Raw genomic sequence first — 14,045 nt, forward strand, 5'->3', positions numbered from 1 at the left:
GGAGGCATGACCGTGCTTAAGCGGTCATGCCGGAACACGTGGCTGCGGCGGCCTGGCCTCAGGCCGGAAGGTCCTGCAACCTGCCCGATCTTGCGTTTGTCGCAATAGCTGTCATCCGGCCGTCGATCTCGCTGGTTTCGAGATTGGAGAAGTATCCGATCGTCTGCATCAGCCCTTGCCTGAGGGGCACTTTCGGCGTCCAGCCGAGCAGCGCCTTTGCACGCGAGATGTCGGGCTGCCTGCGGCGGGGATCGTCTTGCGGCAAGGGCAGGAATTTCAGATCCGATTTGGTTCCGGTCATGTCTCTCACCATGGATGCCAGTCGCATGATGGTGAATTCTCCGGGATTGCCCAGGTTGACAGGTTTTCCGGGATTGGGGTCGAGATCCATCAGGCGCATCATACCTTCGATCAGATCGGAGACGTAGCAGAAGGACCTTGTCTGCAACCCATCACCGAATATCGTCATCGAGCGCTTCTCAAGCGCCTGCATGATCAGGTTCGAGACGATGCGGCCGTCGGCGGGGTCCATCCTGGGACCGTAGGTATTGAAGATGCGAGCCACGCGAATATCGGCTTTTGCTGCTCTCAGATAATCGAAGCAAAGCGTTTCGGCGGTGCGCTTGCCTTCGTCGTAGCAGGCGCGCGGGCCGGTGAAGTTCACATGGCCAACATAGTCTTCCCGTTGCGGATGTTGTTCCGGGTCGCCATAAACTTCACTTGTCGACGCCTGCAGGAATCGCGCATTGTTGCGGGCGGCGAGTTCGAGCAGGTTGAGCGTTCCGATGACGCAGGTGCGTGTCGTGTGTATCGGATCGGCCTGGTAGCGCGGCGGCGAAGCAGCGCATGCCAGGTTGAAAACGCGATCGACCGGCTCGCCGAGGTTCAGCGGCCGGCAGATATCCTGCTCGATCAGCCGGAAGCGCGGCTGGTCCATGATCGAGACGATGTTGTCCATGCGGCCGGTAAGGAAATTGTCGACGCAGATCACACGCCAGCCGTTGCGGAACAACGTTTCGCAAAGATGCGAGCCGAGGAAACCCGCGCCGCCGGCGACAAGCACTGTCTTCGCCCTTCGCGCTTTTCTTGTTTGCCGCATCGCTGTTTTCTCCTGTCTTTCAGTCATGCTGCGGTTCCGATATCGAGATCGATCATCGCCGCTCTCGGTCGTGTCAGCAGCGACACGAATTCGCGGGCCCTGGCCGCACCGGTATGTGCTGCCAGGACGAGTTCGCGCGCCCGGCCGGCCATGGCGAGCCGGGCGCGCTCGGATTCCCTGAGCAGGATATCGACGATGTCATCCGCCTTGTCGGCCGTGCGGATCGCCGAAGCAGGAAAGAAGCTGTCGAGACCCGGCCAGCGATCGCTGATAATCGGCGTGCCGCAAGCGGCAGCCTCGAAAAGCCGTACGCTGGGCGACCATCCGGCGGCGATCATCGATCTGCGCGTGACGTTCAGCGTGTAGCGCTGGCGGCTATAGAATGCGGCATGGTCGGCCGGCGGCAAATGTTCGATTCGTTCGACATTCTCAGGCCAGACGATGTCGGACGGATATTGCGAGCCGGCGACGACGAAACGGCGCTCCGGCATGCGCCGTGCGGGCTCGAGCAACAGCGCGTTGAGCGTTGCCTGCCGGTCGGTGCTGTAGGTGCCGAGATAACCGAGGTCCCAGCCGACTGGGTCGGCGGTTCGGTGATGCCGTTGCGGATCGACCGAACAGTAGAGCGGTTCGGCACGGCGCGCACCGAAATCCTGCGCCAGTCGGCCAAGCGTCGGCCCGCCGGTGAAGGAGAAATAGACATCGAAATACGGAATCTGCCGCCGACTAAGATAGTCGCATTCATCCGTCGAAAGCTTTGCCAGGGTCACCGGCGTGTCGATGTCATAAAAGCAGAGCGCCCCTTTGCAGAGCGCCACGGCAATGTCGATGACCGCGCGCCCCTCCGGAACGAAGGACCCGACGACCACGACATCGGCCTGTTGCAAGCATCGTGCCCAGTCCTGTTGCAACTCCTGCGTCGTTTCGTAGTAGCGCAGAGTGCAGAAATCGGGATCGCGCAAGTCGCGGTGATTGGCATACCACGGCACGTTGCGCTCCAGGAAGGTCACGCGGTGACCGAGTTCATGCAGGCCTTTCAGCAGGCCTCGAAATGTCGTGGCGTGGCCGTTTCCCCAGGACGAGGAGAGGGACAGGCCGAGAAAGACGATGTTGAGCCGCTTGGTCATTACGCCGCCTCCACGGTCCCGCGCTCGAAGTGCCGCCTCAAGACCGTATCGGTCACGGCCGCTCTCATGGCGTAGGTATGTTCACCGCGGACGCGGCGCAGCGCGGACGCGCCGATCGCCTTTGCCCGATTGGGGGTCAAGGTGCGCATGATTTCGGCGACATCGCCGCCGTCGCGTGCGACCAGGATCTCCTCGCCGGGTTTCAGGAACAGTTCGACGCCCAGCCACGCATCCGTGATGAGGCAGGCACCAGCGCCCGCCGCCTCGAAAACGCGGGTGGCGGGCGAAAAGCCGTTTGCGGCCATGCTGTCGCGGCTGATGTTCAACACCGCCTTGGGCGTGACATTGAAGGCGTTGTGGTCGCGGGTGCCGACGTGGCCGAGCCAACTGACATTGCCGGGAAGCGGCTTGTCGCCCCAGCCCGATCCGCCAAGCAGGAAACGCTGCTCCTGCAAACGGCTGGCCGGATCGAGAAAAAACGCCTCGACGCGCGCCTCACGGTCCGGCAGCCGGTTTCCGAGGAAGGCGAGGTCGCAAGCAAAACGCGCCTGACTGGCGACTGGATGATGCGTTTCAGGATCGAGCGCATTGTAGATCGGCACGCATTCCTTCGCTCCAATGGCGCGATAGGCCCAGACCACGGGGTCGCCGCCGCCATAGGTCAACACAAGATCGATTTGCCGCAGCGCGGCATGCAGCGGATGGTCCGGTTCATCGCGCAATTGGCCGAGCGTCGCCGGAGCGTCCACGTCCCAGAACACGACGAGCGCGTCACGACGCGCGTGATCGAGCACGGCGCGCAGCAGCGCCTCATCCTCAAAACCGACGCCGCTCGCCTTGACGACGATGTCCGCCTCGGCGGCGTGCGCCGCCACCTGCATCAGCGCGTGCCGGGTCGCCTCGTACACGACGACGGCGCACCACTCCGGCGCCTCGATGTCGCGGTTGTTCCGGCGGTCATAGACGTCAGGTTCATAGAAGGTGATTTCGTAGCCGAGTTGGGAAAGCGCCTTGAGCAACCCACGGTAATAGGTAGCGGCGCCGTTCCAGTAGGACGACAACAGGCTCGATCCATAAAAAGCGATCTTCATTCAGCAGCTTCCTTTGCGGCGGTCGGATTGGTGATGTGTTGAGGTCCGCATTCGGCGAGCACGCCGAACAACTCGTCCACGCGGTGCCGGCATGTGTGCCGCAGGCGGATGGTCTCGAGACCAGACGCCGCCAGGGAGGCAGCGAAATCCGCGTCGCCGAGTACGGCCCGGAGGTGTCGCCGCATCTGGGAGCCATTGTCCGCGAACAGGAAATCGACGCCTGGTCTGAACATTTGCTCGGTGTCGGACCACGGGGCGGAAATCAGCGGAATGCCGCAGGCGAGCGCCTCGAACACGCGGATGGTCGGAATGCCGGGCAGGCCTTCCCGATAGGGGCGGCGCGGAACATGCACCGTGACACGATGCGCTGCGAACGCTTTCGGCACGTCGGCATTGGCGATCCAGCCTTCATGGCGCAGGCCGGCGGCTGCGAGATCGGCGAGCGCCTGCCTGGGGTAGCGCACGCCATGAACGGTGGCATCGAGGCCGAGTTCGTGCACCGGCTCGATCAGAAATTCCGTGAGCTCCGCGGTACGCTCGTCGTCGCCCCAGTTTCCAATCCAGATCAGATCGGAGGTCGGGCGGATCTCAGGATGCGGTCTGAACAGGCGGTCGTCAGCCGCCTCGTGCCAGGTGAAGACGCGTTTGCCCCACCCGGCGCGCAGGTAGCTCTCGCGCAACGCTTCGCCAAAGGCCAGAACGCCGTCGTAATGCTCCAGCTGGAGCGCCGAGATCGCCTCGGTCGCCGACACGGCGCGGTGGTGGGTGTCGTGAAACAGGAGGATGAAATTGCCGCCGCTGGCCCTGGCGCGACCAATGCGCGCCACGAGGTCCGGCTCGGTCCATTCATGGACGACCACCACGTCCGCATCGGTGATCCAGGCCTCGTGGTCAAAGCCGGCATCGTAAGTCACCGGCATCAGCTCGGGGAAATCGTTCCTGAAGCGCTCGATGGCGAAGGAGCCCTTCTCGGCCAGCAGATTCGAGCGGCTCCAGCCGTCCGCCGGCTCCAGCGCGATCGCCTGATGCTGGCGTGCGACCAGCTCCCGCATGACGCCGCGCAGGAAATGTGCGTTGCCGTGGTTCCAGTCGGAAACGACCGAATGGGTATAGAACAGAAAGCGCATGATCAGCGCTCCGCCATCGCTAGGGCCGCTTTGTCGTAGACGTCGCGCATGGCCGTTGCCTGCCTCGCCAGCGAAAACCTGCGGCTCCGGCGCAGGGCTGCCCGTCCGAGCTCCCGCCTGTGCTGCGCATCCGCGGAGAGACGGTTGATGCAGGCGGCGAGGTCGTGCGGGTCGCGCGCGTCGTAGAATAACGCGGCCCCGTCCCATAACTCGCGGTAGGTGGCGATGTCGGATAGAACCAGCGGCGTCGCCGACATGGCCGCTTCCAGCGTCGCCAGGCCGAACGGCTCGTAGAGCGATGGCGACACGAAGATTCCGGCGCGTGCCATCAGGGAGCGCATCTCATCATGCGGTAGCGCTCCGAGAGCGACGGCATGGCTGAAGCCGGCGCGCTGGCCGTCCGGACCTAGCGTGGAACCGGCTGCAAAGACGGGCCATTGCGTTATCGACGCGGCCTGGTCGATCACCGCGGCGTTCTTGGCTTCATCCCACCAGCGAGCGGCGGCGAAGACGAGCGGTTGACGCTTTTCGGCTTTCGCTACCGGGCGGGCGCCGTTGGCGACGACATTAAGATGCGCGATTTGTCCATAGCAGGTTTCGAGCATGCCGGCGTGGCTGTGGCTCGGCGCGATGACGGCGTCGGCCCTGTCGAAGCCGCGCCTGTTGCGCTGCTTCTGCCAATCCCATGCGCTGTCCACCGCCTGTCCCTTGACGGCATGGAACCATGTGACCACGCAGGAATGCGAGACCACCACGACAGGGCAGGGCGCATCGAGCCCCACTGCCTGCGTCGGCGCATTGAGATGAACAAGGTCGATGGCGTGGTCACGAATGGGCGCATGCAGCTCCCCCGGCAACGCATCGAGGTCGCTGGCATTGCGGGTCATCCAGTCCGGCGGCGTGTTCAGCCAGCTCAGTGTCGCCAAGGACCGTGCTTCTTCGGCCTGTTGCGTGGATGGTTCCGGACCGAGACCGGCGAGCAAAACGCTGTCCCCGCCATCCACGAATTCCCGCGCCAGATCAAGCGCGTACCGCCACACGCCGCCCACGGCATCGACCGTCATCAAGATGCGCCGCGAACGCGGGGTCAGTGTCCGCAACATGTCGCCTCCAGTTCCGCCAGCGGACGCGGGCGCTTCTCCTGGATGTCGCTGAATTTTTGGAACGAGGCGAGATAGTGTTCATGCGCGCGCTCCCACGCGATGTCATCGGGCTCGCCCCAAAGCTCGCGATAGCTGGGCGAACTCGGGTAGGGATAGAGCGGTACCGGCTCATTGGCCCATACGCCGTTGTCGATCAGGTGGTTTCGCCAGTAGTCGACCAGGGCAGGGTCATCTTCGACCACGCCGATCAGATTGGCCTGGACGAACGGAACATGGCGTCTTGCATCGACGAGCAGCGCGGCGAGTTCCTCCGTGCCCAGGCGGCAGCGCTTGGCCAGCATGGCCCGGCCCTCCACTGTCAGGCTTTCGAGGCCCGCTTCGATTGACACGCAACCGGCCGCGCCAAGCAATTCCAGCAGTTCGGGCTTCCACAGGTCGATGCGGGTCTGTACGCCGAATTTCACGTCACGGTCGACCAGTGCCTCCAGCAAGGCTTTCTGCGGCAGGAAAATCTCGTCGATGAAGTAGATATAGCCGACACCTTGGGCGATCAGCCGGTCTATTTCCGTCACGACCGCCTCGTGATTTCGGCGGCGATAGGCATCGCGGAAATCCATCTTGGCGCAGAAGCTGCAATTGTAAGGGCAGCCGCGCGACGCCTCGACTTCCGCGCCGAACCCCACCTGGTGGTCGTCGAACCTGTGATGGTGGTGCGCGTGCGCGGCGATCCAGTCCGATGGCCATTCGAGCGGCGGATGGTCGATGAACGAACTGGCGTGGACGCCGCCGTTCGAGACCAGCCTTGCTTCGCTAAAGTAGGCGGTTGACGACACCGCACTCCAATCATCGCGCCGTGCAAGGTCGGCCACGACCTCCTCGCATTCGCCGCGCACGATGATGTCGACGCCGAGCTTGCGCAGCGTTGGCGCCGGTGTCGCCGAGCCATGCGGCCCGACCGCGACGGTGCGCCCGCCCCGCCCGGCAAGGCGGTTGAGAAAATCGGCCGGCACGCGCAATTCCGGCGGCGCGCAGCGCCAGAACAGATAGGTCGGCGCGGTGGTGACGACCGTCATTGCCGGCGCGAACTCGGCCACCCGTTCGGAAAGGCTGGAATTGTCAAGCTTCTGAAGCTGTCCGTCCAGCATCAGAACCTCATGGCCAGCCCGTTCGAGCAAGGCTTTCGAGTAGCCGAGTTCCAGGGGTAGATGCGGTTGGCGGCAGCCGAAATAGATGCTGTCGTCGTAGGTCCAGAATGGGTTGACCAACGCGATTTTCATGCGACGTACCTCTCGGCTTCGGCGTGGGGTTCGAGCCGGTGACGCTGCAACCATTCGGCGAGGTCGCGGATGCCTTCGCGCCACGAAACATGCGCCGTCCAGCCAAGCGTGGTTTGCATCTTCCTGGTATCGGCGACGAAGAAGGGCTGGTCGCCCGTCCGCTCTGCCTCATAACGGATCGACAGTGCTCGATCCGTCAGGCTGCCGATCTCGCTCAACAGCATGCGCAGGCTGAGCGCATTTTTCGGTCCGCCGCCGAGATTGAACGCCTGGCCCGTGATCGTCTCGATCCGGTCGAGCACGGCCCTGTAGGCTGCAACTGCATCGGAGACGTGCAGGATGTCGCGCACCTGCCTGCCGTCGCCGTAAATGGTTATCGGCCGCCCCGAAAGCGCGCAAAGCAGGAAGTGCGCAACCCAGCCCTGGTCCTCCGTTCCGAACTGGCGCGGGCCGTAGATGCAGCTCATCCGCAGGACCGCCGTCGGCAAGCCATAGGACTTGGCGTAGTCGAGCACGTACTGGTCGGCCGCGCCTTTGGAGCAGCCATAGGGTGTGCAAAAGTCCAGGCTGCGGCCCTCGCCGATGCCCTCGGTGCGGATCGCAGGGTCGCAGGGCACATAGCGCTCGCCCTCCGGGCGAACCGCAATGTCGGGGAGGCTGCCGTACACCTTGTTGGTGCTGGCGAAGATCACCGGGATTCGTTCGCCGCTCTGTCGCGCCGCCTCCAGGACGTTGAAAGTTCCTCTAAGGTTAATGTCGAAATCCTCGCCCGGCCGAACCAGGCTGGTGGTAACGGCGGTCTGCGCGGCCAGGTGGAATATGGCTTTCGACCCCGTGAGGGCCGAAGCCAAGGCGTTGGCGTCGCGCACATCGACGGTTTCCACGGTGAGGCGGCTTCCATGCTTGTGCGACAACCATTCAAGGTTCTGTTCGACACCAGCGCGACTGAGATTGTCGATCACCAGCACCGGCTCGCCGTCCGACAACAGGCTGTCGGCAAGATTGGACCCGATGAAGCCGCTGCCGCCGACGATGGCGACAGGTGCTTCGCGACGGTTGCGCCTACCCGGCTTCATGACACCAGCCCGCGTTCTTCGAGCTCGCGTTTCATGTCGGCGCCCCGATCGATGGCAATCGTGTTGCGCACCCAGGAAACGAAGTCGCCGAGCGAATTCTCCAATTGCCGCCCTGGTTCGAAACCCAGCAGTTCGCGCGCCTTGGAAATGTCGGCGAAGCAGTTGCGAATGTCACCGGAACGCGCTTTGCCGAGCAGCTCGGGCGAGCGGTCCGGCGTTCCCATGGCCTCGGCCAGCAGGCGCGCGACATCGCGGATCGCATAAGCCCGGCCGCTTCCGATGTTGATGACGTGGCCTTTTGCCTGGCGTTGCTCCAGTGCCAGGCGAAAGGCGCGGGCGACGTCACGTACATGAACGAAATCGCGCTTCTGCTGGCCATCTTCGAAGATCATCGGCCGCTTGCCGTTGGCCAGACGCGAGGCGAAGTTGGCCAGCACGCCGGTATAGGGGTTTGAAAGCGCCTGTCCGGCGCCGAAAACGTTGAACAGGCGCAGCGCCACCGCATCGACGCCATAGGCTTCGCCGAAGATCAGCACGGCGCGTTCCTGGGCATATTTCGTCAATGCATAGATGGAGGCGAGATCGATCGGCTTTTCTTCGTCTGTCGGCAATGGCGAGAGAGGTTCACCGTCCGCAGACAAGGGATTCCATTGTCCGCCTTTGAGGTCGTTGGCCTTGCGCCGGGCGTTGCCGACGCGCCGGCCGTCGGGCGTGGCGTACAGACCTTCGCCGTAGACGCTCATCGAGGACGCGACGACGATCCGCTCGACCGGGTGCTTGATCAACACCTCGAGCAGTGTTGCAGTGCCGAGATCGTTGGCGCCGACATAGCGGGCGATCTCGTACATGGATTGGCCGACGCCGACTTCCGCAGCCAGGTGAACCACCCCGTCGACGCCCTTCAGCGCCTTGGTGACGGCTTCGCGATCGCGCACGTCGCCCTTGATCAGTTCGGCTCCAGCGGGAAGGTTGACCGCTTCGCCGGCATGCACCTGATCCAGCAATGCATCTAGGATGCAAACCGAATAACCGTGATCGGCGAATTCTTGTGCGACGTGGCGACCAATGAAACCACAGCCCCCTGTGACCAGTATACGTTTCACGACAACTCCTCGGACTGGTGACCTCGGCGCCCCCAACTTCTCGGCAAAAGCTTTGTTCCCTGCGCATCAACAAAGTTCTCCTGGCGGTTTCATTCGACAGCAGGCGCATCGCACCACGCGACGGGTGCTGGAACATTGCCTGCCGTGTGCTGTTAGGACGCTCAACAGTTGCCGCGGTGCGTGCGCGGCGAGAGAGCTGGCTGAAAGGAGATTTCAATGTCGCAATCGCAGACGACCACCAATCACGAGGAGATTCGCAAATGGGCCGAGGAGCGGAACGGCCGGCCGGCAGTGGTGCGAACCAAGGGCGAGGGCGGCATCCTGCGGATCGATTTCGGCGAGCCCGAGGAGGCATTCGAACCAGTCGAATGGGATGAGTTCTTTCGGATATTCGATGAGAACCGTCTGGCTTTTCTTTACCAGGCCAACACCGGCGGCGGGCAAACCAGCCGTTTCAACAAGTTCGTCGAGCGTGACCAAAAGGGCTGACCGAGGGCCGGCTGGCGATCAATCGGAAACCTGGTTCGGCTCAGTTCAGAAGCCTTGCGCCGCCGGACTTTGCCAAATCGCGCATGATGGCGTTAAGCCAGTCTTCGGTGGACTGGCCGATCCGCCTTTGGTCGATGTCACGGATCGCTCGCTCGAGCGTCCTTTCGACAAGCCGGTCGGAGGCTTCCACATCCCCCAGCAACAGACGTGCCGCAAGCCTGAGCTTGGGCAGGAGCGAAAACACGTCATCCGGCGAACTTGGCACAAAGCCGCTCGCCTCAGCCGGGCCTTGCGGCGGGAAAAGGGCGTTGAATACAGCCCCGCTGCCCGAGGATTTTCGCAGGTTGCTGGCATGCCGGAGATGTTCGGGAATGGCGATATCGCTGTCACCGCTGAAAAACACGAACGGGACGCCGCGGCGCATCAGTTCGTCCGCGATCGGAAAGACACGTCGCCCGTTGAGGTTGACGTCGAGGATGGCAGCCTCGGCCGATTCAGTGTGCAATGATGCTTGTTCGACCGTCGCTGCCGGTCCCAGGATGATCGCACCCATATTGCTGAAATAGCGGGCGAGATCTCCGGCTACCATCCATTCGTCTTCGACGATCAGAAGATGCACCCCTTGCAGATCGCGCACCCGGTCATCCTTTCTCGAGCAGTATCTGGTGGAAACAGTGTCGCCGAGCCTGCTGGCGTTTCGGCACGAGCCCGGCAATTCCACGCCGCTGACTCCATGTGCGTCGGGAGCTTTGTTTCAGATGGACGTTTGGTCATTGAACACGTGAACTCCAAATTCAACGCCATCCGTCGCGACTTGTTCCGTATCTCCGCCGCGCCTATGCTTACCTGCTGTCCAGCCTGCTCATAAGTGATTTCGCACAAAGGTGCCGAAAGGGGAACTTCCAGTGACAGCCCAGGCGAAAAGATTTCCCATCGTGGGCGTCGGCGCGTCCGCCGGCGGGATTCCGGCGATGGAAGGGCTGTTCAAGGGGATGACCGATCAGCCCGGCATGGCGTTCGTCGTCATTACTCATCTCAGCCCTAAGCGAGAGAGCCTGTTGCACGAGGTCGTCGGCCGCTACACCGAAATGGCGGTCGAAATCGCGGCGGACGGCATGGTCGTTCAACCGAACCACGTCTATGTCATGCCGCAGAACGTGACCATGACCATCGACAAGGGAATGCTGCGCCTGCGCCGGCCCAATGGGTTCAGCCAGGAGCGCAAACCCATAGACATCTTCTTCAGCGCACTGGCCGAAGACCAGGGCGAACATGCCGTCGGCGTCATCCTGTCGGGCGGAGATTCCGATGGAACCTTGGGCGCCAAGGCGATCAAGGAGCATGGCGGGCTCACCGTCGCGCAGATCTCCGACGGCTACGGCCCGCGCAACCCCGATATGCCGCAGAGCGCCATCACCAGCGGACTTATCGATATAGCCGCGCCCGCCGAGGAGATCGGCACGAAACTGGAAGCCTTCACGCGCGGCTTCGACGCGTTGAATGGGTTGGCGGAGGAGGATAGCGTCCGCACGGCGGGTATGGAAAAGGTCCTGTCTCAGATCTACGGCATCCTGCGCAGCCACTCAGGCCATGATTTCTCGGGCTACAAGACCAAGACGTTCCTGCGACGCATCAAGCGGCGCATGCAGATCGCGCAGATGCAATCCATTGGCGCATACGTGGAATGGCTGCAGAAGGACCCTCGCGAGGTGATGAACCTTTTTCGCGACCTGCTGATCAACGTCACCAACTTCTTTCGCGATCCCGAGGCCTTCGAAATGCTCGAGCGAAAGATCGTACCGCAACTCTTCGAAGGCAAGACCGCCAACGACATCATCAGGGTGTGGATTCCCGGCTGCGCCACAGGCGAAGAGGTGTTCTCCATCGGCATCCTGCTACGCGAACATGTGGAAAAGCTCCCGGTCGTTCCGCGAATCCAGATATTCGCGACCGATATCGACGAACCGGCGCTGGCGGTGGCGCGGGCAGGGCGCTATCCCGAAGCCTTGCTGCAGGGACTTTCCCCCGAACGCCGCCAACGGTTTTTCAATGGCGACGGCGACACCTATGTCATCAGCAACGAGATACGGGAGCTGTGCATCTTCTCGCCGCACAGCGTCGTTCGCGACCCGCCTTTCTCACGCATGGACCTGGTCTCGTGCCGCAACCTGCTGATCTATTTCGGCCCAGCCATTCAGAGCCGGGTCATTCCTATTTTTCATTACGCCCTGAAGCCTGGCGGTTACCTTTTCCTCGGCACCTCGGAGAGCGTCGGACAGAACGACGATCTGTTCGCTACCGTCGACAAGAAACATCGCATCTTCCAGGCGCGGGAGCATGCCTCGCCGCATGTCAGGCTGCCGGCCCTGATCGGCGATGGCCGTTCAGGCGCATTCCCGTCCGAGAGCACTGGCTTGAGGAAGGGAGCCGCCGGTTATCCCCTACGCCAGGCGGTCGAGGCGCAGGTGCTGGAGCGCTTCGCCCCCCCGCATGTGCTGGTCAACGCCGAGGGCGATGTCGTCTACTACTCAGCTCGCACCGGCAAATATCTCGAAGCGCCGCAAGGCATTCCCAGCCGGCAACTGTTGACAATGGCGCGCCGTGGGCTGCGACTCGACTTGCGCGCCGCGCTGCGGGAAGCGACGTCGACGCGCCGGACCGTCATACGGGAAAATCTCACGGTCGAGGAGGATGATGAGCGGATCCAGCCGATCAAGCTCACCATTGAGCCGCTGGCGGAACGCGACAATGGCGAGCCGCTCTATCTCGTCCTGTTCGAACCGTCGGGACCTACGCAGATCCGCACAGACCAAGGCGGCAGCCATGACACCGACAGCACCGCCGATCTGGAGCGAGAACTGCGCGATGCGAGGGAGCGCCTGCAATCGACGATCGAGGAATATGAGACCGCACTGGAAGAGGTGAAATCGTCCAACGAGGAACTCGTCTCTGTCAACGAGGAGGCCCAGTCGACCAATGAGGAACTTGAGGCCTCGAAGGAGGAAATGCAGTCGCTCAATGAGGAACTGAACACTATCAATGCCGAGTTGACGAACAAGATCGAGGAACTCGATCACGCCAACAGCGATCTGCGCAACCTGTTCGAAAGCACGGAGATCGCGACCATTTTCCTCGATCGCAATCTGGTGGTGCGGACCTTCACGCCCGCGGCTTCGTCGTTCTTCAGTCTGCGACCCTCCGACGTCGGCCGGCCGCTGACGGACCTGTCGAGCCAGTTGGAGTATCCCGAGTTGAAGCAGCATATCGCCGAGGTGTTCGAGACAGGCGAGACCCTGAACCACCACCTTGCGCGCGACAGCGCCGGGCGGTTTCACATGGTCCATATCAATCCCTATCGGGACAAGAGCAACCGCGTTCAGGGTGTGGTCGTGACACTGGTCGACGTCACCACTCTGGCTCAGGCGGAAGAACATCAGCAGGTTCTCATCTCTGAGCTCAACCACCGGGTCAAGAACATGTTGGCGGTGATCGTCAGCATTGCGAGCCGCACGCGGGAGAAATCCGTGTCGAAGGATGAATTCGCGGAAGCCTTGATCGGGCGCTTGCATGCGATGTCGCGGGCCTATGGGTTATTGAGCCGGAAAAGCTGGAAGGAAGCTTCGGTCAGCGAGCTGCTTCACCAGGAGCTCGAGCCGTTTGGCATTGAACGGTTCGAACTGAACGGCCAGGAGATAGAACTTGGACCGCAACAGGGCCTTTCCCTTAGCATGGCCGTCCACGAACTGGCCACCAACGCGGCCAAATATGGCGGTCTTTCCAAACCTCGTGGCAAGGTGGTGGTGATGTGGTCGATCGCTGACGACATGTTTACGCTTACCTGGCGCGAGAAGGACGGTCCCCCTGTCAATGAACCCGTCGGCAGCGGCTTCGGCCTCACGCTGCTGCAGGGAGAGATCGGCTACAGGCTTGGCGGCCATGTCGAAACCGTTTTTCGCAAGGAAGGCCTCAACGTTCAGATCGCATTTCCCGTTAACCGGAAGGAGGGGTCGTGAACGACGGACCGCGCGTCCTGGTTGTCGAGGATGAATGGCTAATCGCGGAAGACACCGCGTTAGTCCTGCGTAGCGCCGGTTACCAGGTGGTCGGTCCCGCGCCTTCGGTAGCCGCGGCGCTTCGTCTCGTCGGCTCGGACAAGATCGACATGGCGTTGCTGGACATTCAGTTGAACGGTGAAACGAGCCTGCCCCTCGCGGAGACATTGCAGGCGCAGGGTGTTCCCTTCGCCCTCATGACGGGATTTGGCGCGCGCGACCTACCGGCATCCTTTCGCGACTGCAAATTCGTGCCCAAGCCGGCGACTGAAGCAGCTATCCTGGCTGCGCTGGCCGACCTGGGGTCGCTGCGCGACGTTTCGCGTTGACGGGCACTCGAAGGGCGCCACAGGATCAGTCCAAGGGCTTGTCCGTCGGTCGCGGAGTCGTGCTGGGCTGACGGGGACGACCGGCATTTCGATTGGCTGTGGGATTGTCCAGGGGAGGGGCTGAAGGGTGAGATCCTCCGGCAGTCTTCGGCGTCGGCGATTTCGCCCCTGC

General features: G+C 62.5%; 12 protein-coding genes. 3 read left to right on the plus strand and 9 right to left on the minus strand.

The features are described from left to right. Positions 1-58: 58 nt before the first annotated feature. Genes FJ942_RS00245 through FJ942_RS00280 form a run of 8 tightly spaced genes read right to left on the minus strand, consistent with a single transcriptional unit; the run spans position 59 to position 9,003 of the window. Entirely contained in the window at positions 59-1,099 is a 1,041-nt protein-coding gene (locus tag FJ942_RS00245; protein WP_140525130.1) for a UDP-glucuronic acid decarboxylase family protein, read from the minus strand. Positions 1,100-1,122: 23 nt separating this feature from the next. Continuing rightward, entirely contained in the window at positions 1,123-2,226 is a 1,104-nt protein-coding gene (locus tag FJ942_RS00250) for a glycosyltransferase (protein WP_140497406.1), read from the minus strand. After that, the gene (locus FJ942_RS00255) at positions 2,226-3,317 is read right to left on the minus strand and encodes a glycosyltransferase (protein ID WP_140878752.1); all 1,092 of its coding nucleotides are present in this window, start codon (positions 3,315-3,317) and stop codon (positions 2,226-2,228) included. Before FJ942_RS00255 ends, FJ942_RS00250 begins: the two co-directional genes overlap by 1 nt. Further along, positions 3,314-4,444 carry a glycosyltransferase gene (locus FJ942_RS00260; protein ID WP_140897057.1) on the minus strand — a complete coding sequence of 377 codons (1,131 nt, stop codon included), beginning with the start codon at positions 4,442-4,444 and terminating at the stop codon, positions 3,314-3,316. The genes FJ942_RS00255 and FJ942_RS00260 overlap by 4 nt, the downstream gene beginning before the upstream one ends. Before the next feature lie 2 nt (positions 4,445-4,446). Continuing rightward, a complete protein-coding gene (locus FJ942_RS00265; protein ID WP_140897058.1) occupies positions 4,447-5,547 on the minus strand; it encodes a glycosyltransferase family 4 protein in 1,101 nt (366 codons plus the stop codon). Continuing rightward, entirely contained in the window at positions 5,532-6,824 is a 1,293-nt protein-coding gene (locus tag FJ942_RS00270; RefSeq protein WP_140525127.1) for a TIGR04295 family B12-binding domain-containing radical SAM protein, read from the minus strand. Before FJ942_RS00270 ends, FJ942_RS00265 begins: the two co-directional genes overlap by 16 nt. Next, positions 6,821-7,900: an NAD-dependent epimerase/dehydratase family protein gene (locus FJ942_RS00275; RefSeq protein WP_140497416.1), complete on the minus strand. Its 1,080-nt coding sequence runs from the start codon at positions 7,898-7,900 to the stop codon at positions 6,821-6,823. The genes FJ942_RS00270 and FJ942_RS00275 overlap by 4 nt, the downstream gene beginning before the upstream one ends. Beyond that, positions 7,897-9,003 (minus strand): SDR family NAD(P)-dependent oxidoreductase, encoded by a 1,107-nt coding sequence (locus FJ942_RS00280; RefSeq protein WP_140663342.1) that lies wholly within the window; start codon positions 9,001-9,003, stop codon positions 7,897-7,899. Before FJ942_RS00280 ends, FJ942_RS00275 begins: the two co-directional genes overlap by 4 nt. Before the next feature lie 216 nt (positions 9,004-9,219). On the opposite strand from FJ942_RS00280, the gene FJ942_RS00285 reads away from it, so the two are divergent. After that, positions 9,220-9,492 carry a hypothetical protein gene (locus tag FJ942_RS00285; RefSeq protein ID WP_140497420.1) on the plus strand — a complete coding sequence of 91 codons (273 nt, stop codon included), beginning with the start codon at positions 9,220-9,222 and terminating at the stop codon, positions 9,490-9,492. 40 nt (positions 9,493-9,532) lie between these two features. On the opposite strand, the gene FJ942_RS00290 is transcribed toward FJ942_RS00285, so the two are convergent. Next, positions 9,533-10,129 carry a response regulator gene (locus FJ942_RS00290; RefSeq protein WP_140497422.1) on the minus strand — a complete coding sequence of 199 codons (597 nt, stop codon included), beginning with the start codon at positions 10,127-10,129 and terminating at the stop codon, positions 9,533-9,535. A 268-nt stretch (positions 10,130-10,397) separates the two neighbouring features. Between FJ942_RS00290 and FJ942_RS00295 the strand changes: the two genes are divergently transcribed. Continuing rightward, positions 10,398-13,505: a CheR family methyltransferase gene (locus FJ942_RS00295; protein WP_140555674.1), complete on the plus strand. Its 3,108-nt coding sequence runs from the start codon at positions 10,398-10,400 to the stop codon at positions 13,503-13,505. Next, positions 13,502-13,873, plus strand: coding sequence for a response regulator (locus tag FJ942_RS00300; RefSeq protein ID WP_140515210.1), 372 nt, complete (start codon positions 13,502-13,504; stop codon positions 13,871-13,873). Before FJ942_RS00295 ends, FJ942_RS00300 begins: the two co-directional genes overlap by 4 nt. Positions 13,874-14,045: the final 172 nt, after the last annotated feature.

Origin of the sequence: Mesorhizobium sp. B2-4-2 (assembly GCF_006442845.1) — a bacterium.
GTDB lineage: Bacteria > Pseudomonadota > Alphaproteobacteria > Rhizobiales > Rhizobiaceae > Mesorhizobium.

Excerpts from the sequence above, each read along its gene's own strand:
- FJ942_RS00245 (WP_140525130.1), bottom strand. The coding sequence starts at position 1,099 with ATGCGGCAAACAAGAAAAGCGCGAAGGGCGAAGACAGTGCTTGTCGCC.
- FJ942_RS00250 (WP_140497406.1), bottom strand. The coding sequence starts at position 2,226 with ATGACCAAGCGGCTCAACATCGTCTTTCTCGGCCTGTCCCTCTCCTCG.
- FJ942_RS00255 (WP_140878752.1), bottom strand. The coding sequence starts at position 3,317 with ATGAAGATCGCTTTTTATGGATCGAGCCTGTTGTCGTCCTACTGGAAC.
- FJ942_RS00260 (WP_140897057.1), bottom strand. The coding sequence starts at position 4,444 with ATGCGCTTTCTGTTCTATACCCATTCGGTCGTTTCCGACTGGAACCAC.
- FJ942_RS00265 (WP_140897058.1), bottom strand. The coding sequence starts at position 5,547 with ATGTTGCGGACACTGACCCCGCGTTCGCGGCGCATCTTGATGACGGTC.
- FJ942_RS00270 (WP_140525127.1), bottom strand. The coding sequence starts at position 6,824 with ATGAAAATCGCGTTGGTCAACCCATTCTGGACCTACGACGACAGCATC.
- FJ942_RS00275 (WP_140497416.1), bottom strand. The coding sequence starts at position 7,900 with ATGAAGCCGGGTAGGCGCAACCGTCGCGAAGCACCTGTCGCCATCGTC.
- FJ942_RS00285 (WP_140497420.1), top strand. The coding sequence starts at position 9,220 with ATGTCGCAATCGCAGACGACCACCAATCACGAGGAGATTCGCAAATGG.